The organism is Luteolibacter ambystomatis, from assembly GCF_018137965.1.
Classification (GTDB): Bacteria; Verrucomicrobiota; Verrucomicrobiia; order Verrucomicrobiales; family Akkermansiaceae; genus Luteolibacter; species Luteolibacter ambystomatis.
In genome coordinates this window covers 2,999,002-3,020,808 of the sequence record NZ_CP073100.1, presented here as the reverse complement: position 1 = coordinate 3,020,808, position 21,807 = coordinate 2,999,002, and the positions used below count along the sequence as shown (strand labels likewise).

The following is a 21,807-nucleotide window of genomic DNA, read 5'->3' as shown; positions in this document are numbered from 1 at the left end:
TTAGAATTCAAACACGGCACCCACGCCCAGCCCTGCGGTCCAGGCCTGGGAATCGTTCGCACCGAAGGGAGTGTTGGAGTTGCTGTCGCTGAAGAAGAGCGAGGTGTAGACCTTCGAGTTCTTGCACGGATGATAGGCCAGCTCGAGGCCGACCACCTGGTTGAAGTCCTGCCGGTCCTCCGTGTAGAACGGGAGGACACCGGTGGGGGAGTCAAAGTCCCAGAAGGCTCCGCGGTAGGAAAGTGTGGCGCTCAGATTGTCCCGGATGAACCAGGTGTAGTTCACATCCAGCGCGTATTCGTTGCGCTCGAGGGTTGAATCATCCGCCGCCAGATCGAAGGCGGCGCTGACACCGGCTGCCAGATGATGGTGCGGGGTATTGAAGAGCACCTTCTGCGCTCCCACACGGATGCGGGCGGCGCTGTAGTCGTCATTCCCGGGGAAGAAAACCCCGCCATTGTCGAAATTGAGAAACTGGTATTCGAAGCGGCCGTAGAGCAACAGGTCCTGCAGATCCGGGAGCAGCTTCACCACGCCGGCATAGACCACGTAGTTTTGGAAATCATTGGCATTTCCGTCATCGAACTCGAAGAGACTGGCATCCACCCCGAGGTCGGCGAACCAGCCGGGGCCGATGCGTGGCTGCCAGGAAGCGGCGGCGCGGGCGGTCCAGAACCAGGATTCGTCATCAAGCTGGCGGGTGGCGGCCGGGGCATTGTCCGTCCAGTAGAGGCCGGTGGAAAGCTCCAGGCGCACGGGAGGCAGGCCCTTGTATTCGCCGAGGATTTCCTGGACCCCGAGATCGGAATCGCCGGGCGAGAAGGGCGCGAAATCCCGGCCGCTGTCGACCTCACGGGCTTCGAGCTGGGTGGGATCGTAGTCCGGACGAGAGTCGCCCAGAAAGCGGTCGAAGGAGGACAGGACGTCCGCCGTCGCCAGCGAAGGCACGAGTGCAAGGGATAGCAGTCCGGCGGTTCTCATCGGGGATTTTCCTGTTAGTCGTGTGTAGATTAGGGAGAATACGTAGCCATGACAAGCCTGCGCGCGATCACCCGGAAACGCTCCGTCCGGAAGGCGCTGGTGGCGTTTCTGGGGAGCGCGCTGGTGGTGCTGGTGATGGTGCTGCCCGATGATTTCCCGGTTCTCAGCCACGTGCAGGAGATTGCCGCGCGTGCCGACCGAGGGGTTTGGGACATCGTTCTCCGGGTGACCGGAGGGCCGAAGGAACGGCAGGACATCGTGCTGCTGGGTATTGATGATGCCAGTCTCTCCGGCACGGACGTGGACCCGCAGGTGGTCGCCGGCGATCCGATTCTTGGCATGATGACCACCCGCTTCCCATGGGACCGTTCGGTGTGGGCGGCGGCAATCGACAAGCTTTCAGACGCGGGAGCGAAGCTGATCGTGATCGATCTGTTTTTCAGTGAGGAGACTTTTCCCCAGTCGGACTTGGATCTTGCGGAAGCGATCGGGCGGCATCGGGACAAGGTGATTCTGACTTCGGCGTTCTCAGAAACCGGGGTGAAGGATGGAGGTGAGACGCTGTACACCTTGATCGAGCCCATCCCGGAGCTATTCGGCCCGGGGCCGGATCAGACGCGGTGTGGTTTCGCCAACTTCAAGCCGGATGACGATGGCAAGGTGCGCGCGGTTTCCTATGTCACGACGCTGAGCGAGATGAACGGTCGTCCCCACAAGGACTCCGAGCGGGTTTATTCCCTGGCGGGGGAAATCCTGCGGGCTCTTGGAAAACCCGTGCCGGAAGGACGGCAGGAGATGAGGCTGGCGCTCGGCCGGAAGGAAGGCGCGAGAAGCATTTATGCCCCCCGCAGCGTTCGTTCGATCTTCGTGCCCGACGATTGGAAGCGGAACTACGGTGAAGGTAGTTTTTTCAAGGACAAGATCGTGGTGATCGGGCCGACGGCTCCCCGGTTCCAGGACCAGCATGCCACGATCGGTGGTGTGATCACCGGACCCCAGCTCCACCTCCAGGCCCTGACCTGCGCGCTGGAAGGGGCGTATGTGCGGCCGCTGGACAAGCAGCACGCCACCGGGACCTGGTTGCTGCTGCTGCTTTGTGCGGTGGCCGCGGCGGTGGCTTGGTCGGCGTGGATCAAGCGCCCCATTGTTTCCGCGGTTGGCGCGTTGGGGCTGGCGGTCGTGGTGCTGGCGGCTTCTTATCTCCTCGCTGCGAAAGCCTTTGTATTGGTCATGGTGGTTCTGGTGGTGGGGACCTTCGCCGCCGGCTGGATCCTGGCGCAGTCCTACGATCTTGTGACGGAGAGGCTTGAACGCGGCCGTCTGCACCGTGAGTTCCGGCGCTTTGTATCACGCGATGTGGCGGACACGCTGGTGCGTGATCCGGATCTCTATCGCGGTGTCGCCTCAGGCCGCAGACGGCGGGTGGTGGTCTTGTTCTCGGACGTTCGCGGCTTCACCAGCCGCTCCGAGGACAGCGATCCGGCGGAACTGGTGGCCCAGCTCAACGAGTATTTGTCCAGGATGGTGGACATCGTGTTCAAGCATGGTGGCACGCTCGACAAGTTCATCGGCGATGCGGTGATGGCGCACTGGGGGGCCTTGGAGGAAGGGGACGAGAGGGACAACGCCAGAGCAGCGGTCGAGGCCGCGGGCGACATGTTGGAGGCGCTCGATGAGTTGAACGGGAAGTGGATGGATGAGGGGCGTGAACCGTTCAAGATCGGCGTCGGGCTCCATCTCGGCGAAGTGCTGGCGGGGGAGATCGGGTCGCGCGAGCGCACGGAGTTTGGAGTGATTGGCGATGCCGTGAACCTCGCCTCGCGCATCGAAGGGATGACCAAGTATTTCGCCGTGCCGTTGCTGGTCTCCGGAGCAGTGGTCGATGCCACCGATGGCAACGCGAAACTCCGCTGCGTGGGCAGTATCCGGGTGAAGGGCCGCCATGAACCGGTGGAGCTGCACACCTTGTCCCGCGATCCGGATCTGGACGAAGCGTTCGCTGTGGCACTCGCCTTGTTCCAGAAGGGAGAGTTCGCACGCGCGGCGGAAGCGTTTCTCGAACTCCAGCGCGCCGATCCCGAGGATGGCGCGGCCAGCCGTCTGGCAAAGTGGTCGGCGGATTACGCCGTGGAGCCGCCCGCAGGGTGGGACGGCACCGTGGTCATGGGCAGCAAATGACGCCCTTCGCCGCCACAAGGCCGGTGGCGATCACGGCGGCGTAGCCGATCTTGCAGAGGACGTGCAGCATCTGATCCGTGGTGAAGCCGGTCCAGCCCTCGCACTTGGCGAAATCGATGATCCAGTGCAGCACCAGTTCGATCAGCGCGAGCACCACCGAGCCGGTGATGATCCATACCGATCCCGCATGCACCAGCGAGTGGGCGGTCAGCGCGTGGATCCACAGCCCCTTTGGCGGCACGCTCTCCGCGAACATCGCTCCGGAGTCCGAGTGGCGGTCCTTGGCCTTCGCGAGGAAAGCACCTTGCAGCGGATAGTCCGCCAGCGCGTGACCGATCAGCAGCGCGAACAATACGGCACCACCGAGAGCCGGATCGAACTGGCCGCCGGATGAGGTGACAGCACCGATGATCGGAGCGGAAAACATGGCGGCTTCAGTGCCAGAAATCGTGGAACTCGGATTCCAGTTCCTTGGCGGCGAGGCGCTCGTTCATGCGGCGGATGCGGCGGCTCATCAGCGTGACCAGTGCGGCCAGCAGGCGGGCGCCGGCTTCCGGGTAGGCGGTCACGAAGGCGTCGATGTCCTCGCGGTTCGCACGCCAGACCTGGGTGAAATCCTGGGCGGTCACCGAGGCGCTGGCCGTGCCGGGATCGAAGACGTTCACCTCGCCGAGGGTTTCACCGGCCTCCGCACGCGCGATCAAGGTGCGGCGGGTCTGGGAGTCCGTGTGGACGTGCAGCACGCCGGAGATCACGAAGTAGAGCGAATCCTGGGCGTTGCCTTCGGAGATGATCGTTTGTCCGGGCTGAACCGGCAGGAACTCGCCGTAGTTGCTCAACAGGGAACGGTCTTCATCGGCAAGCGCGGCCACGATGCCTTGTGCCGGGAGTTCAGGACGGGAAAAATCGGTGCTCATTTGGGGATGATGCGATGAATGTTGTCGCTTCACCTGTTGGAGGGGAAGGCAAATCGAACAGTCTTCAGCGGCGGTCGCCAAAGAGCTCCACGGCCAGGCGGATGTAGGTTTCCTGATCCAGCACGAAGGGATTCGGATCGGTGCTAACCCGGCCGTAGTAGAAACGGTTGAGCGATCCGGCGGCGGCGGGTGCGAGGCTCAGCACCCGGACCTCTTCGCCGTTGATTTCGCCGGTTTCGTCGATCTTGTTGCTGGTGATGGTGAAGGTCAGCGCCGGATCCGCGAGGGCGGCCGCGGCGGCTTCGTCATCCTCGGACACCCAGCGGTTCGCCTGTACCGCCACGAGGGCGTCGATGAAGTTGCGGCCCCGGGGTTGGTCGAAGTCCAAGGTGGCATCCGCTCCGTTGCGCATGGCTTCGAAGGTCTGCTTGCTATCGTTGTAGAGGAGAGCTGTCAGCGGTTTGCCTTTTGCCTGGATGGTCATCCGCAGCAGGTCCGCCTTGCTGAGCGACCACACCAAGGCGCTGCGCCACTCGAAGGGGCGGGTGGCGATCTTGCTGATGATGTCACCATTGATTTTCATCACCGTGTTGGTGCCGGTGCGGGTGACGAAGTAGTCGTTGGCTTTGTCCCGGCCGAAGGCGAGTTCCAGGGATTGGTTGTCGATCGTCAGGAAGCGGATGGTGACGAGCGGCTTGTCCAGTCCCCACGGGCTGAAATCGGTGGCGGCATCGGTGACGAAGCCTTCGATCTTCAGCTCTGTCACGGCCTTCAGCAGATCGTAGAGGCGGCGTTCGTTGGCGGATTGTTCGTTTTCCCCCTCGCCCATCACCCAGCGTTTCCGTTTGAGGGAAAGGGAGATCTTCGGACGGGCCGCCGGCTGGATGAGGATGCCGGAGACGGCGGCAATGTTCAGGTTCGTGAGCGTGGAATCGCGGAGCGCGTTCACTGTCAGCGGCAGTGAGGAGAGGGTGATGACTCCCGCCTCCGCCTTCACCGGCAGTTCGAAGACGGTGCCCGGACGATCGCTCACGGTGGCGAGACGGGTGGCGGCGCCGGGAGTGGCGGGTGGCAGGATCTCAAGGATGGTTTCCGCCGTGGAGCCGAAGGCCTGGAGCGCGATTTGCTCGGTGCCTGCGGTTCCGCCGTTGGTCGGCAGCGTGACGGAGGACCGGTCGCTCACTTTCACGGCCCGTAGTTTCGCCAGACCGCCCAGGAGCATCAGCATCTGGTTGGGATCGGTGGGCAGGTCGAGCGGCTTGACGATGTGCCAGGGCTGGCCCGGGCCTTCACGGGCGACGGTGAGTTCTCCGCCACTGTTGCGGAGCCGCACGTGCTGGAGGTTTTCGGGAGTGAAAAAAGGAGTCGTGCCGGAGGTCGCCGGCTCGATTGCAAACGGGGCGGTGCGGGCGAAATAGAAAGGATGGTGATCCCGGAGGTAGCGGAAACCATCGTTGAAAAGCGCGTGGATGTCCCCCGTGCAGGCGTAGATGTAGTTTTTGCGGCTTTTGTCCCAGGTGCGGACGAAGACCGTGGGCACTTCGATCGGCTGTTGCGGAGGACCCCCGGGGATCTGCTCCGGTTCTTCGGTGCCGATCCATGCGGTCTTGCGGCCGAGCAGGTATTTGCACAGCGGCTGTCCTCCTTCGTCCTCCATGCGGATGACGATCACGCCGTCCTTGAAGCCCGCGGTACCGGGGTCGATCTTGTCCTTCGGGATCACGTCGGCCACGTGGGTGCCGCGGGTGAAATTGATGAGGGCTTCCGCGGCATCCGGGTCCATGCGGTCCTTCCAAGGCTCCTCCATCATCCATCCCTGTTTGGGATCCCAGTTGAAAACCGCGCGTGTGCCCTTGCCAGCGGTGTCGGCCACATTGCCATCGTCTGAGATCGAGGCGGCCTTGGTGAACAGGGCGATCTTCCGCACCTTGTTCGAATGGTAGGAGGGGAACCCGGGATAGAGCAATTCCCCGGCCTTGGTCGGCGGAGCTCCGAACAGCACGTAGAGATTGCCCCGTGAAAAGCGCCAGCCCACCAACCCGCAGGCGACGACGGCGAGAAGGGCGAGCAGGAAGGTGGTGAAGGGAGAACGCATCGGATCAGGCGCGGCGCGAGGACCAGACGAAGCCGGCGATCACCAGCACGAAGGCCGGAAGGAAAAACAGATTGATCCGGTTGATGAACGCCGCCTGGGCGTCCAACATCGGGAGCCGGTATTTGCCGATCAACCGCGGACCCACGCCTGCCATCTCTTCACGGCCGACCAGCCAGTTCACGGAGGAAGCGAGGAAGTCGACATTGGATTCCATCAACCGGGATGGATCGAGGAAATCGGTGTTCGACATGACCAGCATGCGGGAACTCTGGTCCGCGAAGCGGTCGTCGCTTTCCGAGCCGCGGGTCACGCCGGCGGCGAGGAAGATCGGCGCGCCTTTGTCTTCCAGTGCATCGAAGGTCTCCTTGCCTTGTCCGAACTTGGTCTCCCCCCAGAATTCCGGAGCCGCCTGGATGAGGGCCAGCGGATGGATCTGCCGGTCCGACAACTGGTCTTCCCCGGCGTTCTCACGCACTTCCAGGGAGGAGCTGACGCCGTCCAGGATGGTCGATTGCTTCGCCAGCCCACCCAGGAAGGAAACGCCTTCGGTGAAATTGCCATGCACCGTGGACAGGGTCTGGTGATTGCGCACGGTGATGACCCGGTCGCGGCGCGGGGTCACACCATTGGCGCGGAGAAACGCGCGCAGGCGGTCGGGCACGTCATCCGGCTTCAACAGCACGATCAGCGCGGACTTCGGCCGGTCCCAGTAGGATTCCAAGGTAAAGATCTCTTCCGGCGTGAAGTCATACTTGGGTGCGACGAGCGCCACTCCCGCGGCATCCTGAGGGATGGAGGCCAGGCCGGCGATGTTGATGGGTTCGAGGATGAGGTTCTGGAGGGCCAGGTTTTTTTCCAACGTCCGCCAGGGGGAATTGGCGCTCTCGGTGTCCATCCGGCTCTTGTCCGCAAGGAAATAGACCTTCCGCGGAGTGCCTTCGATGGCCGCCATCAGGCCCGCGGTGATGAGGTCCTCGGCTTGGAAGCCTTCGAGTGTGCGCTGTTTGCCAGCCTCCACCTTGTAGGTGAGCATGGTCTCGGTGTTGATGATCCGGACGTTGGCGGAAGTCGGCTTCTTCTCCTTGGTGGCGGCGTCGATCTGCTCCTGGCTACGGGCATCGATGATCACCAGATCCTTGCGGGAGATCTGCTGGTTCGCCGGGTCATACATGCCGTAGGTGGCGGCCAGCTTCTGGGCTTCGTCGAGATTCCGGACCGGATCGATCAGCTTGATGGTGATCTTTCCACCGGAATGGCGGGAGTAGTCCTCGGCGAGAGCGCGGACCCGGTCGGACATCGTCGCGCTGGCCCTCATCGCGACGATGAGGCGGATGGGATCCTTGTGCTTCCGGACCGCGTCGCTGTGGAGGTATTTCAACGACCGCTCCGAAAGAGAAAAGTCGCCGACCTGGGACGCGTCCTTGGTTTGGAAATACAGGGACGCGAGGTAGTTCACCGCGACCAGCAGCGCGATGATCAGGGCGATCTGGACCACGGACAGGGAGCCGACACGCCAGCGGCTGACCGCCTTGGCGGGAGCGGGTGTCGGGTCTTGGGTGGAATCGGACATGATGGGAAGAAGAGCGGATCAGTGCTTCCAGCGGCGGTAGTCCACGATCTGGTAGGTCATGAACAGCAGGAACAGGGTGAGTGTCAGGTGAAAGACCACCGGACGGGTGTCCAGCAGACCGCTGGCGAAATAGTGGAGGTGCTGCTGGATCGAAATGTAGCGGAACAACTCCGCCCCCGGGAAACCACTCCCCCAGATCACCGTGACGAAGCCGAGGAAGTAGATGATGAGCAGGCCGCAGATGGTGGTGATCCCGGCGATGATCTGGCTGGAGGTAAGCGAGGAGGCCAGGCAGCCGACGGCGGTGAAGGTCGCACCCATCAACAGGACGATCCCGTAGGTGCCCACCATGTTTCCAGTGGTCCAGGCATCGGGCAGTCCCGTGGTCCAATTGAAGAGCTTGAGCTGGAAGTAACTGGGGATCCAGAGGACGATGTAGAACAGATACGCGGCTCCGAATTTCGAGAGCACCACGTGCCAGGTCCGGACCGGGGCGGTCAGCAGTGTTTCCAGTGTGCCGCTCTTTTCCTCATCGGAAAAAAGCCGCATGGTGATCAGCGGGAAAATGAACAGGAAATAGAACCAGAACAGCGGGGTGTGGACCATCGCGTAGATCAGGCTGTTCGGCGAGTTGGCGCTCCGGAGCCCCTTCATGGCCATGGAGAGGGAGATCCCCTGCATGACGATGACGAAGGCGATGACGATCCAGCCGAACGGATTCTGGAAGAACCCTTTCAACTCCTTTCGAAATAGAATCCGGAATGCGCGCATCGGGTGACGGCAGGTGGTCGCCCGGATCTTCCGGGCGGGTGGCCTTTCCTAGGGAAATGGCGGCGGCTGGCAACCGGAAAAGCTCGGCGGCATCAGGGGGACAACCGCTCGATCCGCCACCCCGCGCCCTCGCGGGTGTAAACGAAGCGGTCATGGAGCCGCGCGGGCCCGCCCTGCCAGAATTCGATGGCCTGTGGGACCACCCGGTAGCCGCCCCAGTGCGGCGGCAGCGGAATCTGGCCGTCGCCGAAACGGCCGCGGGTTTCCGCCAGCCGGTTCTCCAAAAACGCCCGGTCCGGAATCACGGTGCTCTGGTCGGAAACCCAGGCTCCGATCTGGGATTCCCGCGGGCGGGAGTGGAAGTAGGCAAGGGATTCCTCATGGGAGGTCTTGATCGCCCGGCCCTGCACGATCACCTGTCGCTCCAGGATCACCCAGGGAAAGAGCAGGCAGGCCTGGGGATTGACGGCGATGTCCAGTGCCTTCCGGCTCTGGTAGTTGGTGAAAAAGACGAAGCCACGTTCGTCGAAACCTTTCAATAGCACGGTCCGCTGGGCCGGCATGCCGCGCTGGTCCACCGTCGCGAGGGTCATCGCGTTCGGCTCGTGCAGGCCGAGGGCGGTGGCTTGCTGGAACCACTGCGCGAACTGGGTGAAGGGGTCCGCGGCCAGCTCATCATGATGCAGGCCGCGGTCCGAGTATTCCTTCCGGAAATCCGACAAATCCATGCCCGATGCAACGGCGGGCGGGACCGATGTGCAAGCCGCGAAAGGCTATCGCTCCGCGCGTTGCTGGAGCATTTCCACGCGTTTCTGGATCGGGATGCCGAAGCGGTCGCTATAGACAATCTGGTTCCACCGCACATCCGTTTCGGAACTGGCACCTTTCATGGCGATCCATTCCTGCTCGTGCCGCGGACGGAAGATTTCCGAGCGGCCTACCAGCACCCGCACCAGCGAGGTGGGAGCGGGGGATACCTCCAGCGGCAGGATGCGGTCGGTGGCGGTGCGGGGCAGCACCCAGAACACGCGCAGACCACGCATTTCGAAGTAGCTCCGCCACCATGTCTGCACCATGGCGTGGGACTCGGCCTCGGTGAGGCCGCATCCGGCGAGTCCGGATTGTACCGCGCGGTAGATCGGCTCGCAGAATCCCTCCGGCTCCGTCTTGAATGCGCTTTCCGGCAGATCGAGGGAGCCTCCGGCGGTGAAGGCGTCACGGCGCTCGGTCCAGCGGAGAGTGCCATCCGCCATGCGCTCGAAGGCGACCAGATACGGGATCGTGCCGCCAGTGCGGTTCTCCAGATGGATGACCTCGTTGTTGTCCACGGTCGTTTTCAAGCCGGGATCGAAGTGGCCGACACCGCGGTAGAACAGGTAGCCCTCGGTTTGGCCGCTGCTGGTGCGCACGACATTCGTATCCGGTACGCGGGCACGGACCCAACTGAGCGAGTCGCTTGGCTTGAAGAGCAGTTGTTTCGCACTGTCCGCGGGCGAAAGCACGTCCACATCCCACTCGATCGAGCCATGGTAGGGCTTGTTGAAATCCAGCAGCCAAGCCTTCAGCGGGGTCGGATTCTTGGCGGGATCGGCGGGCGGTTTGGGTTCGGGAGGAGTATCGCCGCCGGAGCGTTCCGGGTACCACTGGCTGATCGTTCCGCCTTCGAAGCCTACCTTGACCTTCGCATGGAAGGTCTCGGGCGAATGAAAATAGAGCACGGGCGTTTCCATTTTCACGGTCACGCCCGCCAGCGGGCGGTTCGCTAGGCCTTTTTGGCCGGGCTCCGCATATCCGGCGGTGCCGTGGAGCCGTGCGAGGCGCTCGTAGTTCTTCATGTTCGGATTCGAGCTGTTTTCGAAGCCGTAGTGGGATTGAACGAAGGCGGGAAGCTGTTCCTCCTCGCGTTGCAGTCCTTCCAGCAGCACGCCATCGGAACCGGACACGGTGGTGAAGGTGCCCCATTCGTGGAGTTGGTATTCGGGACCTCCGGCGGCGAGTGCGGCCGAGGCCAAAAGAGCGATGGATGTCGTTTTCATGGGTCTCCGAGGGTCGGACACTCCGTGAGTCGGATCAAGTTCATGACGAACGGTTTACGTTGAATTTACGGAGCGGGGGAGAGTCGTCGGGGGAAAAAATCCGAAAGACCGGGGCATTTTCCGGCAAATAAGAAAGAGAGATGGAATATCCGCCCGCCAATTCACAGGAGCATCTGGTGGCCTTGATCACACGTCATCAGGGGGCGCTTCGTGGTTACATCCAGTCGCTGATGCCGGTGGACGACCGGCTGGTGGACGATGTGCTGCAGGAAACGAATCTCATCCTGTGGAGAAAGGCGGAGGAGTACGACGCGGCAAGGCCGTTCATGCCATGGGCCTGCAGGATCGCCTTTTTCCAAGTGAAGTCGGCGCGGCGGGATGTGGCACGGGACCGGCATGTGTTCGATTCCGAATTGGTTGACCAGCTCGCGGCGGAGGAATTCGATGACGACGAGGCGACAGGTGCGTTGGATCACGCGCTTCAGGAATGCCTGGGACAGCTTCCACCGGAAAAGAGGGCGCTCATTCTGGAGCGCTACCATCCGGAAGCCTCGGTGGGTGGACTTGCTGCGGCGCGAGGGCAGACCCCGAACGCAATCTCGCTGGAACTGCACCGCATCCGCCATTTGCTGGAGGTCTGTGTGGAGCGCAAGCTGGTTCATTCCCTCCCATGAGCGCTCCATTCCATGATCGCCGTTTGGAGGCGCTGACGCATTTGTTGCTGGATGGGGACCTGCCACCGGACGCAGCGGAGGAACTTGCCGGGCTATTGCGGGGAAGCTCCGAGGCGCGGCGCCATTACCGGCGGATCATCGCCATCCACAGCTCGCTGGTGAGGCATGGCCGTGACGAAGTGCCGACGTTCGCCCCGGAAATCGTGCCAATGCCGGTACGCCGACGGGGGCTGTGGTGGCCGGTTGCGGCTGCCGCAGCGGTGGGATTGATGGTCGGGACGGTGATTTTCTCCAGTCGGAGGCCGGATCCTGCGCCGGCGACGCTCAGCGGGATGACTGCGGCCAGCTGGCCGGAGCCGGTGGCCCTCCAGCAGGGCTTTGGCCCCGGGCGGGTGCAGGATCTTGCAGGCGGTTTCGCGGAGCTCAGTTACCGGAGCGGGGTCAAGGTGGTGCTGGAGGCTCCATGCCGGTTCGAGGTGACCGGGGATCATTCGATGAAGGTGACCCGCGGGAGGGCATCGGTGAAGGTGCCGAAGGGGACGAGCGGCTTTTATGTCGATACCCCCGGTGGGCGTATCACGGACCTGGGGACCGAGTTCGGCGTGGCGGTCGGCAGGGGTGACGACGGCGCGGTGGTGGTCAGCGAGGTATTCGATGGCGAGATCCAGATTCCCGGTGCGGCTTCGTCTTTCCAAAGGCTGAAACGCGGCGAATCGATGGCGATTCTCCGGGATAGTGGCGGCACCCGCCTGCTCTCGCAGCTGGACAACCAGCCGGTGAGCATCGCGAATCCGGCGCGGCAACTGCCCGCCGCGCGCCCCCGGCCGGCGGACGGCGTGAACCTGGCGCTGGGCAAGCCGGTTTTTTCTCCGAATTACTATGCGGGTCGTACCGGCGAGGTGTTCCCGCCGGACAAGCTGACCGATGGCCGCCTCAATGATACAGGTGTGCCGGGAGACTGGTCGTTCTGGCTGGCCCCGAACCAGGTGGACGGGGAGTTCACGGTGGACCTGTTGGAGCCAGCCACGATCGCCCGGGTGGATCTCCAGAACACCCGCAACCGCAACCACGCCGACCGCGGTACGCGCGCCTTTTCCCTGTTGGTGTCCGATGACAACGTCTCATTCCGGGAAGTCGCTCGTGGCGAGCTGGCGCAGATCACCGAACTACCGCCGCCAGGTACGGACATCCCGTTCGAGTCGTTCCGGTTCGCGCCGGTGACGGCCCGCTATGTGAAGCTCGTCTGCCTGTCCCACTGGCGCAACGCCAGCCGCCCTGTGTCCAATCCGAACGAAGGTGGCGGGCTCAATGAAATCCGGATCTTCGCGCCGTGACCCGGCTGGACCGGTTTTGCGTTTCCTCTTCTTCCCCATGTTGCTTCGAATTGTTTCCAGAATCGTGATCCCGGCCACGCTGGTGGTCATTGGCGGTGTGGTCTCCGTGTGGAGCCGCTCCCAGGCGGTGGTCCCGGTGCCGGCGCAAGCTGCCGCTTCCTCAGATCTGCCTCAAAAGGTGTCGTTCAACGCCCACATCCGCCCGATCTTCTCGAACACCTGCTTTGCCTGCCATGGCTTCGACAAGGCCCATCGCAAGGCGGACCTGCGACTGGACACCGAGGAGGGCGGCTACGCGAAGCTGAAGGATTCCGAGCAGCGGGCGATCGTTCCGGGAAAGCCGGAGGAGAGTGCGATCTGGAAACACATCGTTTCCACCGACCCGAAGGAGGTCATGCCGCCGCCGGAGTTTCACAAGGATCTCACGGAGATGCAGAAGGCCCTCATCCGCCGCTGGATCGAACAAGGGGCGAAGTATGAGCAGCACTGGGCTTTCGCGCCGGTGGTGAAGCCCGTCGTGCCGGCGGTGAAGAAGCATCCGGAGTCGGTGGTGAATCCGATCGATGCGTTCATCCTCGCGAGGCTGGAGCAGGAGAATCTGGAACCCTCCTCGGAGGCGGACAAGGCGACACTGCTGCGGCGGCTTGCGTTGGATCTAACAGGTCTGCCGCCCGCCCCGGCGGAGATTGAATCTTTCGTGGTCGACACCCGTCCGGACGCATATGCGCGGCAAGTGGAGCGGCTGTTGGCTTCCCCGCACTACGGTGAGCGAATGGCGGTGCCGTGGCTGGACGTAGTGCGCTTCGCCGATACGGTGGGCTATCACGGTGACCAGAACCAGCGGATCTTTCCCTACCGGGACTACGTCATCAAGGCGTTCAACGACAACAAGCCCTTCGACCAGTTCACCATCGAGCAACTCGCAGGCGACCTGCTGCCGGGCGCGACCGATGAGCAGCGGATCGCGACGGGCTTCCTGCGGCTGAACCTGATGACCCGCGAGGGGGGAGCCCAGCCGCCGGAGTATCTCGCGAAGTACGCGGGCGACCGCGTGCGTGCGGTGGGCGCGGCCTGGCTGGGGCTGACCACCGGCTGTGCCGAGTGTCATGACCACAAGTTTGATCCGCTGCTTTCGAAGGACTTTTATTCGTTGGGCGCGTTCTTCGATGACGTGCGGCAGTGGGGAGTATATTCCGACTACAACTACACGCCGAACAAGGACCTGCCGGGGTTCAACAACGAGTATCCGTTTCCTCCTGAAATCTGCGCGCCGAACATCGCGGTGCAGAAGCGCCTGCTGTGGCTCCAGGATCAAGGCGTGGCGGCATTGGCGGCGGGGGGTAGGATGGATGCTCCCGGGTTCCAGCAGTGGATACAGGGTGCGGCCGCGTTTCTGACGGCAAACCCCACCGGCTGGGCAGTGCTGGCACCGGGCGAAACCACCGTGGTGAAAGGCACCCCGCATGAGGTCGATGCGGCAAGCAGTTCGGTTCTGCTCACGGGACCGCCGGTGAAGGATGAAATAGTGACGGTGGCTTTCCCGGTGCCGGATACGGCGGTGCGGTCGATCCGGCTCGAGGTGCTGCCTGACGCCAGGAACTCGGGCAAGGTGGGCCGGGAGGTGAACGGGAAGTTCAGCGTCACGCCGACGTTTGCCGTGGATACGGTTCCCTTGAAGATCGCATGGTCGCAGGCGGACCGTCGCACCCCGGCGAAGTACAACAATGGCGACAGTTCGCCGCTTCTGGAGCCGCAGTGGACATCCGCACCAGCGGTGCTGGAGGAGCCGCAGGACGCGGCGTCCCGTCCGCACCAGGCCATCTATCATCTGGCGGAGCCGCTTCCGGCCGAAGCCGGACGCGTGCTGCGCGTCACGCTGGCGAGCACGAATCTCGGTCGCGTCCGCCTGAGTGTGACTCCCTTCGGTGATGCGGTGCCGGGCATGCCCAGCGCGTTGCGCGCCCAACTTGCCACGGCCTTGAAAACGCCTGCCGCCCCGCCGGGTGAATCCTATCGCCGGGAACTCGTGGCAGGCTGGCTCCAAGCCACCACGCCGGATGCGGCGCTGCCCGCGGACTACCGCAGGATCCGGGATGGGATCATCGCTTGCCGCGCGGGCTACGCCCACTCGCTGGTGGCGCAGGCGCTGCCTCCGGCCCAGATGCGGGTCTCCCATCTGCTGCCACGTGGCAACTGGGCGGCTCCCGCCGAGGTGGTGCAGCCTGCGGTGCCGGAGTTTCTGCCCCATGCGTCGCTGGCGGGAAAAACCGGACGCCTCACCCGCCTTGATCTGGCGCGCTGGCTGTCATCCCCGGAGAACCCGCTGACCCCACGGCAGTTCACCAACCGGCTGTGGAAGCAGTTCTTCGGCAAGGGCCTTTCCAACGTGCTCGATGATCTGGGCAACCAGGGCGAGTGGCCGTCCCACCCGCAGTTGATCGATTGGCTGGCGGCCGAGTTCCGCGATTCCGGCTGGGACGTGAAGCACATGGTCCGGCTGATCGTCATGAGCCATACCTACCGCCAACGTTCGGCGGCGCGTGCCGACCTGGCCGGGATCGACCCGGGCAACCGCCTGCTCTGCGAGCAATCGCCCCGCCGTCTGGACGCGGAATTCGTGCGGGACAATGCCCTTGCCATCTCCGGCCTGCTGTCCGGCAGCATCATCGGCGGTCCCAGCGTGAAGCCGTACCAACCGGCCGGCTACTATGCGAACCTGAATTTTCCCCAGCGCGACTACCTCGCCAACACGGACGACCAGCAGTACCGGCGCGGCCTCTACATGCATTGGCAGCGTACGTTCATGCATCCGATGCTGGCGGCATTCGACGCACCGAGCCGCGAGGAATGTTCCGCAGACCGGCTGCAATCCAACAGCCCCCAGCAGGCGCTGGTGCAGCTCAATGATCCCACCTTCGTGGAGGCGGCGCGCGCTTTCGCATTGAGGCTCGTCGCGGAGCATCCGGCTGCCACGGATGCGGAGCGTGTCCGGGACGCATTCCTTGCGGCACTCGGCCGAGTGCCGAAGCCCGCCGAATTGCAATCTCTGGTTGCCTTCGTCGGACAACAACGATCGGCCTACGCGGCCACCCCCGCCGATGCCGCGGCATTCCTGAAGACCGGCCTCTCCGATCACGGCAATCCTGCCAAGGCGGTGGAGCTCGCGGCCTGGGCGCAGACCTGCCGCGTGATCCTGAACCTCCACGAAACCATCACCCGCTACTGAGATGAAACATCCCTTCATCGAACATCTCGAACGACATCAGCTCGACTGGAGCCGTCGTACTTTTCTCAAGCGCAGCTTCGCCGGTCTCGGCGGGCTGGCGTTCGCACAACTGCTCGGGGGAGGCAGGAGTCTTGCAGAGCAGGAGCCGCTGGCGGGGCTGCCCTTCATCCAGGGGCGGGGCGGGCTGCATTTTCCGGCGCGGGCGAAACGCGTGATCCACCTGTGCATGGCCGGCGGGCCTTCCCACCTGGAGACCTTCGATCCGAAGCCCGCGCTCGATGCGCTTCATGGCAGGGAATTCCCGGCCTCCTTCACTGCCGGACAGCAGCTTGCCCAGCTCCAGGGCTCGAAGCTGGTCGCGCGTGGTTCGTTCACGAAGTTTCGGAAGTTCGGACAGAGCGGGGTCGAGATTTCCGAACTGTTTCCACACATCGGCTCGATCGCGGATGAGATCTGCGTGATCCGCTCGATGGTGACGGAACAGATCAACCATGATCCGGCGCACGCATTCATGAACAGCGGCTCGATCCTCAAAGGGCGGCCGAGCATGGGTTCGTGGTTGCTCTACGGGCTGGGTGCGGAGACCCAGGATCTGCCGGGCTATGTGGTGATGGTTTCCCGCGGGTCGGAACCGGACCAGCCGATCTCGGCGCGGCAGTGGAGCGCGGGCTTCCTGCCCAGCAAGTTCCAGGGTGTCCAGTTCCAGAGCAAGGGCAATGCCGTCCACTATGTCGGCAGTCCGGACGGCGTTTGCCAATCCACCCAGCGGCAGGTGATCGATGAGATCGGGCGCCTGAACGGCATCCTGCGGGAGGAGCGTGTCGATCCGGAGATCGAAACGCGTATCGCCCAGTATGAGATGGCGTTCCGGATGCAAACCTCGGTGCCGGAACTGACGGACATGCGGGACGAGCCCCAGCACATCCGTGATCTCTACGGCGTGAAGACTCCCGGTGATGGCTCGTTTGCGAGCAACTGCCTCCTCGCCCGGCGGATGCTCGAGCGAGGCGTGCGCTTCGTGCAGCTCTATCACCGTGGTTGGGACCATCACGGAAACATCGAAAAGCAACTGCCCGAGTGCGCGCGGCTCACCGATCAGGCTTCCGCGGCGCTGGTGAAGGATCTGAAGCAGCGTGGACTATTGGAGGACACGCTCATCATATGGGGCGGAGAATTCGGACGCACACCGATGGGCCAGGGCAGTGGCCGCGACCATCACATCAAGGGCTTCAGCTTGTGGATGGCCGGCGCTGGGATCAAACCGGGCACCGTCCACGGTGCCACCGATGAGATGGGATATGCAGCGGTGCAGGACGTGGTTCACGTGCGAGATCTTCACGCCACGCTGCTACAGCAGTTCGGCATCGACCACAGCCGCTTCACGGTGAAATACCAAGGGCTGGATATGAAACTGACCGGCGTGGAACCTGCCGCTCCGGTGAAAGCGATCCTGACGTAGTCGTGGCATCCGGGCTCCCGTTCAGCGCCGGTCCTTCGCACGCTGGAAGCGGGAGCGGCGGTCGGTGTCCTCGGTGGGCGGCATCTGCGGGACATTCGGAACCGGTTGGTCATCCGCTTCTGGTTCGGGCATTTCTTCGACGACGGGCGTGGAGGCAGCGGTGCGGGACTTCGCCACCCGGGCTGGACGCGGGGTGCGGACCCGTTTGCCCGCAGGCAAGGAGAAGGCGGGGAGCTTCCAACCGGTGCGGGTGAAAAGGGCTTCCGCGAGGATCAAACCCATCAACGCGATCGCGAGCGGCAGCTTCAGCGAGGCCTCGTGGATGAATGGCGGACGCAGCCAGGCGTTCTCCAGATTGAGAAGCTCGCGGCCACCGGTCTGGGTGGAGACGGCCCGCAACTCGGCGATGCGTTCCGGTTCGAAAGCCCACTCGACCGATGCCCCCACGCTGATGGGACCGAAGGGCAGGGCCACGCTGCCCACCTGGATCGCGCCACGAACCACCGAACCGGCTTCCAGATCGCGTGTCACGCTGAAGTGTCCCGGCGCGATGCGTTTCCACGCCACGTCATAGGGCACGCCGCCTTCCTCCACGAGTTTGATCCTCGGTGGCATGGCGGCCAGTTTCTCCGACCACAGCGCCTCGTCATAGAGCAGGTCCACCGTCAGGCGGGTGCCATCGAGGCGGTGGCGGATGCCGATTCCGGGCGGGACTTCGTTCCCCATCAGCCAACGGGTAACGGTCTGGACGAAATCGCCATAGCCGGACCAAGCGCGGGCCTTTTCTGAAAACTCGCCGCCGAGCGGAAAGGAGATCGCGGCGGTGCGGCCGAGTCCCCGGCGTGCCTGTGCGACCAGTGGTGCGAGGTATTCATCGGTGGTGACCAGCGAGACGGTGGCGTCCTCGCGGGCATAGGAAAGGTTGTAGCCATCGGTTTCCGCGAGCCAGTCGAGCGGCTTCGGAGACACCTCGGTCCAGCGGCCGGTGGCCTTGGCTCCGACCGGGTCTTTCACGAAAGCGGAGCGGGCGATGGTCACCGTTTCCTGGGAGAACACGTTGGGGATGTCCATCGGCTGCTCGGCGAAATAGATGCGGCCGTTGCCGAGCTTGGCGATGTCCTCCAGCAGGGCGGAGTCCTGGTCCTTCTTCGTGCCCATGCCGATCATGGTCACGGTGCAGCCTTCACTGGTCATCTCCGCCAGCAGCTTCTTGTAGTCGCCGGGTTCCTCCGAGTCGTTTGCATCGGCGAAGAGGATCATGTGGCGCGTGCCGACATTGGTTTTCTTCAACTGGTCCCATCCGGCCTTGAGCGCTTCATAGATGAAAATACCACCGCCTTCCGAGCGGATCTTGCGCGCGCGGGTCTGGAACTCCTTCTTGTGGTTCTCCACGCGTGACATCGGCACGAACACCTCCGGGGCGCTGTCCACCGCGATCACCGAAACCTGGTCCATCGGACCGAGCAGTTCGATCGCGTTCGCCGCACCATTGTCGGCGAGATCCATCTTGGTCACTCCTCCCGCCACGTTCACGGACATGGAGCCGGAGCGGTCCATGGCGATGGCGAGCGCCACGGAGAGCTTGCGGTGCTCGGTCTTGAGCTCCATCGACACCGGCAGCAGCGGATCGATCGCGGACTGGAAATAGCCGCCGGAACCGAACGACCTCTCGCCGCCGACCATCAGGAAGCCGCCACCTTGCTCGCGGACGTAGAAGTCGAGCGCCTTGAGGAAATCGGTGGGCACCTCGTGGGCGGGGATGTTGTTGAAGACCACCGCCCTCGCGCCCGCCAGCAGGCCCGGGCGCAACTGGCCGGGATCGGAAATCGTCTGCACGGTGAAGTCCTGCGTTTCTAGTACTTTCGCCACCGGATCATCGGCGTAGCGGGTGGCCAGCACGATGCGCGGCCCGCCCGCGATCTCAATCCAGCGGTTGAAGCGGTTGTTGCCCGGATGCGCGTCCTTCTCGGGAAGGATCTCCGCCTCGTATTCGAAGGAGCCGGTGCGCGGGATGCGGTCGGTGAACTCCACCTTGCCCGCGCCATTGACCAGGGTGACGGTGGTTTCGGTGAGCTTCTGGCCGTTGCGGCGGAGCACCAGCGGTACGGTGATGTCCTTCGAACCGCGGGCGATCACGCCGAGCAGGAACGGCTCACCCGCCTGCACCCGCTCCGGGAACTCCAGACGCGCGATGCGGAAGTCCTCCTCGGTCTCCTCGCGGATCAACCGGAAATCCACCGGAATGCCGCGGGATTCAAGTTGGGCGGCGCTTTCATGAAGGGGCTCCGTGGAGAATCCATCGGTGAAGACCAGCACGCGCGAGGGCTTCTTCTCGTCCGCCATGGCGGCGATGTTTTCCAGCGCGAGATTGGTGCGCGTCAGCTTGCGCGAGCCGGTGAAGGTATCGCCGTCCTTGCCCAGTTCCACGACCTCGGCGGCGTAGTTCACGAAGTGGAGCGTGTCATGCCGCGAGGGTTTCGATTTCTCCAGCAGCTTCCGCCACTCCGGCAGGCCCTGATCGACGATGGACTCGGTGGAATCGGAGCGATCGAGCAGCACCCACAGGTCGAGAGCATCCTGTTGCCGGCGCATCCGTGGATCGGCGAGGATCAAGGTGATGATCAGGAGGATCAGCGCGCGCAATGGTGAGTGCAGCTTCAGCGGACGCCAGAACCACCCCAGCAGTGCGAGCGCCGGGATCAGCAGGAACCATTCGGGAGCTTGGAAGACGGGCAGGGTCACGAATGAGAGAGGTTCGGTTCGGCGGAGGAACGAGAGCGTCCCACCGTATAGTGCCACGACACCAGCAGGACGGCGATCAGGACAAGCAGGCCGATCCTCCAGAGCGGATCTTCCATGGTGTGGCGTTCGACGGCCTCGCCGGTGCCTTGGTTCAAGGTATCGGCCGCGCCACACGCGGTGAAGTCCGCCTCGCGGGTGTCGCCATAGTGGACGGAAGCTTCCAGCAACGTTTCATCGCCCTGCTTCACGGTAAAGAATCCGGGATCGAGCGGAGCCTGCAATGGATCGCCCGGCTTGATGCGGGACACGGCCGCGGGTTTGCCATCCGGATCGAGCGCGGTGGCTTCGAGCGGAGCGGCGGGTTTGCCTTCCGCACCGGGATGCGAGGCGAGCCGGATCGACTGGTTGGTTTCCAGATTTTCCGAAGCAGGAGCCACCTTCGAGTCCCGGATCGATTCGGCGAAGCGATGCAGCATCACGATGAAGGCGGGCTGTGTGGCCGCATTCGAAAGGCGGAGGTCGAAGTTGAAGCACAACTGCCGTGCGGCGGGACGCTCCGCGGTGGCGGCGATGTCGCGCAGGAAAATCAGCGGCCGGTCGCCCTGCCACAGCAGCACCTGGTCCGCGGCCGTGCGTTGCAGCGTGATCGTCTCGCGCACCAGCAGGGCCTGCCAGTTGAGCCCGTCCATCAAGGGGTGGGGTTGTGGGACGATCCCACCTTTGAGATACGCACCGCCTTTGGTGGAATCGTGGACGAACACCACCGCATTGCCCGGCGGCAGGATCGGGTCGAGTGGGTCGTAGCTGATCAGCGCGAGATCCGATTCGGAGGCGTCGTTGGCAGGAGCCATGCCTTCGATGGAACGCAGCAGTTTGTTCGTGAGATCCTGGAAGGTCTCCGAAGTGCCGGCGAAGAGCGAAAGCGGTTTCGGTTTCGGAACGACCAGCGGTAGGATGTCGTCGGTGGTGAAGCGGTCGGCGGAAAGTACCAGACGTGCCTTGTCGGTGCCGGGAGGGAAGGCTCCTTGCAAGGATGCGAGGCCGTTCGGATCGAGATGGATCGGCTTGGCCTCGCTGCGGCCGCCCGGGCTCTCCAAGGTCCAGGTGCGGTCCACCGGACCGGTGCCGTAGTTCCGCACCAGTGCCCGCCAGACCAGCGCGCCTTCCTCGTGGGTGAACGAGATGCCGGTGAAGCCGACGTTGTCGATCGGTTCGCCCACCGCCAGCAGGCGGGCGTCAAAGGGCAGCGTTTCCGCAGGCGTGTCCGTGACGTAAACGACAATGCCTTCCCGTGAAACCAACGAGCGTGCGAGGCGCAGCGCCTGCGAGGGGTCAATGAGTCCATCCCGTGGCCGCCAGTCCTTGAGCGCTTCCAACAGCTTCTCAGGAGAGTCGCCGGCATAGAGCCGTGGTCGGCCGGGCGTGCTTTCGAACACGATGAGATCCAGCGCGGCGGCCGGTCCTTGCAGCGAAGGAAGCTTCGCCTTCAGTTGTTCCAGCGCCTTGTCCTTGAAGACATTCATCGAGGCGGACGAATCCAGCACGATGGCGACGCGCTGCGTGCTACGAGGTTTCTGGTAGCGCGGCTCGCACAGGAACCACGCGAGCAGCAGCACCGCCAGCAACTGCATCCACAGCGGGATGGAATTCATCAGTCGGTCGAATCGGCGGCCACTGACTGACTCGCGCTGCGTCTTCTCCAACAGGAACAACGTGGACACCGGCAGCACCACCGACTTCCGCTGGAGGAAGTGGATGGCCAGGATCACCGGGATGCCTGCCAGCGCCCAGAGGCCGTAGGGATTGGAAAGAGTCAGCACGGGC

15 protein-coding genes are annotated in these 21,807 nt (G+C 63.6%); 5 read left to right on the top strand and 10 right to left on the bottom strand.

What is annotated here, in order from left to right; translation table 11 throughout:
* Positions 1-981 (bottom strand): hypothetical protein, encoded by a 981-nt coding sequence (locus KBB96_RS11470; protein WP_211629581.1) that lies wholly within the window; start codon positions 979-981, stop codon positions 1-3.
* A gap of 48 nt (positions 982-1,029) precedes the next feature.
* Here KBB96_RS11470 and KBB96_RS11465 point away from each other — a divergent pair, with 48 nt between their 5' ends.
* Complete coding sequence (locus KBB96_RS11465; RefSeq protein ID WP_211629580.1) at positions 1,030-3,159, top strand: adenylate/guanylate cyclase domain-containing protein; 2,130 nt, start codon at positions 1,030-1,032, stop codon at positions 3,157-3,159.
* Here the strand turns inward: KBB96_RS11465 and KBB96_RS11460 are convergent.
* From KBB96_RS11460 to KBB96_RS11430, 7 genes are all read right to left on the bottom strand, one after another.
* Positions 3,143-3,586 carry a DUF3307 domain-containing protein gene (locus KBB96_RS11460; protein ID WP_211629579.1) on the bottom strand — a complete coding sequence of 148 codons (444 nt, stop codon included), beginning with the start codon at positions 3,584-3,586 and terminating at the stop codon, positions 3,143-3,145. The two genes, KBB96_RS11465 and KBB96_RS11460, sit on opposite strands and share 17 nt — an antisense overlap.
* Before the next feature lie 7 nt (positions 3,587-3,593).
* Positions 3,594-4,076, bottom strand: a complete 483-nt coding sequence (locus KBB96_RS11455) for a Crp/Fnr family transcriptional regulator (protein WP_211629578.1) — start codon at positions 4,074-4,076, stop codon at positions 3,594-3,596.
* A gap of 64 nt (positions 4,077-4,140) precedes the next feature.
* The gene (locus KBB96_RS11450; protein ID WP_211629577.1) at positions 4,141-6,171 is read right to left on the bottom strand and encodes a DUF4340 domain-containing protein; all 2,031 of its coding nucleotides are present in this window, start codon (positions 6,169-6,171) and stop codon (positions 4,141-4,143) included.
* 4 nt (positions 6,172-6,175) lie between these two features.
* Entirely contained in the window at positions 6,176-7,741 is a 1,566-nt protein-coding gene (locus KBB96_RS11445) for a motility-associated ABC transporter substrate-binding family protein (RefSeq protein WP_211629576.1), read from the bottom strand.
* Between the two features lie 18 nt (positions 7,742-7,759).
* Positions 7,760-8,479 (bottom strand): ABC transporter permease, encoded by a 720-nt coding sequence (locus KBB96_RS11440; protein ID WP_226373526.1) that lies wholly within the window; start codon positions 8,477-8,479, stop codon positions 7,760-7,762.
* A gap of 125 nt (positions 8,480-8,604) precedes the next feature.
* Positions 8,605-9,240 carry a pyridoxamine 5'-phosphate oxidase gene (pdxH, locus tag KBB96_RS11435; RefSeq protein ID WP_211629574.1) on the bottom strand — a complete coding sequence of 212 codons (636 nt, stop codon included), beginning with the start codon at positions 9,238-9,240 and terminating at the stop codon, positions 8,605-8,607.
* A gap of 45 nt (positions 9,241-9,285) precedes the next feature.
* The gene (locus KBB96_RS11430; RefSeq protein WP_211629573.1) at positions 9,286-10,548 is read right to left on the bottom strand and encodes a hypothetical protein; all 1,263 of its coding nucleotides are present in this window, start codon (positions 10,546-10,548) and stop codon (positions 9,286-9,288) included.
* 140 nt (positions 10,549-10,688) lie between these two features.
* Between KBB96_RS11430 and KBB96_RS11425 the strand changes: the two genes are divergently transcribed.
* The 4 genes from KBB96_RS11425 to KBB96_RS11410 are packed head-to-tail and all read left to right on the top strand — an operon-like array spanning position 10,689 to position 17,241.
* Positions 10,689-11,222 (top strand): sigma-70 family RNA polymerase sigma factor, encoded by a 534-nt coding sequence (locus KBB96_RS11425; protein WP_211629572.1) that lies wholly within the window; start codon positions 10,689-10,691, stop codon positions 11,220-11,222.
* Positions 11,219-12,556 (top strand): discoidin domain-containing protein, encoded by a 1,338-nt coding sequence (locus KBB96_RS11420; protein WP_211629571.1) that lies wholly within the window; start codon positions 11,219-11,221, stop codon positions 12,554-12,556. Before KBB96_RS11425 ends, KBB96_RS11420 begins: the two co-directional genes overlap by 4 nt.
* A 37-nt stretch (positions 12,557-12,593) precedes the next feature.
* Positions 12,594-15,782 carry a PSD1 and planctomycete cytochrome C domain-containing protein gene (locus KBB96_RS11415; protein WP_211629570.1) on the top strand — a complete coding sequence of 1,063 codons (3,189 nt, stop codon included), beginning with the start codon at positions 12,594-12,596 and terminating at the stop codon, positions 15,780-15,782.
* Position 15,783: 1 nt separating this feature from the next.
* Positions 15,784-17,241: a DUF1501 domain-containing protein gene (locus KBB96_RS11410; RefSeq protein WP_211629569.1), complete on the top strand. Its 1,458-nt coding sequence runs from the start codon at positions 15,784-15,786 to the stop codon at positions 17,239-17,241.
* Positions 17,242-17,262: 21 nt separating this feature from the next.
* Here the strand turns inward: KBB96_RS11410 and KBB96_RS11405 are convergent, their stop codons facing one another.
* A complete protein-coding gene (locus tag KBB96_RS11405; RefSeq protein ID WP_211629568.1) occupies positions 17,263-19,983 on the bottom strand; it encodes a VWA domain-containing protein in 2,721 nt (906 codons plus the stop codon).
* Positions 19,980-21,803 (bottom strand): vWA domain-containing protein, encoded by a 1,824-nt coding sequence (locus KBB96_RS11400; RefSeq protein WP_211629567.1) that lies wholly within the window; start codon positions 21,801-21,803, stop codon positions 19,980-19,982. Before KBB96_RS11400 ends, KBB96_RS11405 begins: the two co-directional genes overlap by 4 nt.
* Positions 21,804-21,807: the final 4 nt, after the last annotated feature.

Excerpts from the sequence above, each read along its gene's own strand:
- KBB96_RS11470 (WP_211629581.1), bottom strand. The coding sequence starts at position 981 with ATGAGAACCGCCGGACTGCTATCCCTTGCACTCGTGCCTTCGCTGGCG.
- KBB96_RS11465 (WP_211629580.1), top strand. The coding sequence starts at position 1,030 with ATGACAAGCCTGCGCGCGATCACCCGGAAACGCTCCGTCCGGAAGGCG.
- KBB96_RS11460 (WP_211629579.1), bottom strand. The coding sequence starts at position 3,586 with ATGTTTTCCGCTCCGATCATCGGTGCTGTCACCTCATCCGGCGGCCAG.
- KBB96_RS11455 (WP_211629578.1), bottom strand. The coding sequence starts at position 4,076 with ATGAGCACCGATTTTTCCCGTCCTGAACTCCCGGCACAAGGCATCGTG.
- KBB96_RS11450 (WP_211629577.1), bottom strand. The coding sequence starts at position 6,171 with ATGCGTTCTCCCTTCACCACCTTCCTGCTCGCCCTTCTCGCCGTCGTC.
- KBB96_RS11445 (WP_211629576.1), bottom strand. The coding sequence starts at position 7,741 with ATGTCCGATTCCACCCAAGACCCGACACCCGCTCCCGCCAAGGCGGTC.
- pdxH (WP_211629574.1), bottom strand. The coding sequence starts at position 9,240 with ATGGATTTGTCGGATTTCCGGAAGGAATACTCGGACCGCGGCCTGCAT.
- KBB96_RS11430 (WP_211629573.1), bottom strand. The coding sequence starts at position 10,548 with ATGAAAACGACATCCATCGCTCTTTTGGCCTCGGCCGCACTCGCCGCC.
- KBB96_RS11425 (WP_211629572.1), top strand. The coding sequence starts at position 10,689 with ATGGAATATCCGCCCGCCAATTCACAGGAGCATCTGGTGGCCTTGATC.
- KBB96_RS11420 (WP_211629571.1), top strand. The coding sequence starts at position 11,219 with ATGAGCGCTCCATTCCATGATCGCCGTTTGGAGGCGCTGACGCATTTG.
- KBB96_RS11415 (WP_211629570.1), top strand. The coding sequence starts at position 12,594 with ATGTTGCTTCGAATTGTTTCCAGAATCGTGATCCCGGCCACGCTGGTG.
- KBB96_RS11410 (WP_211629569.1), top strand. The coding sequence starts at position 15,784 with ATGAAACATCCCTTCATCGAACATCTCGAACGACATCAGCTCGACTGG.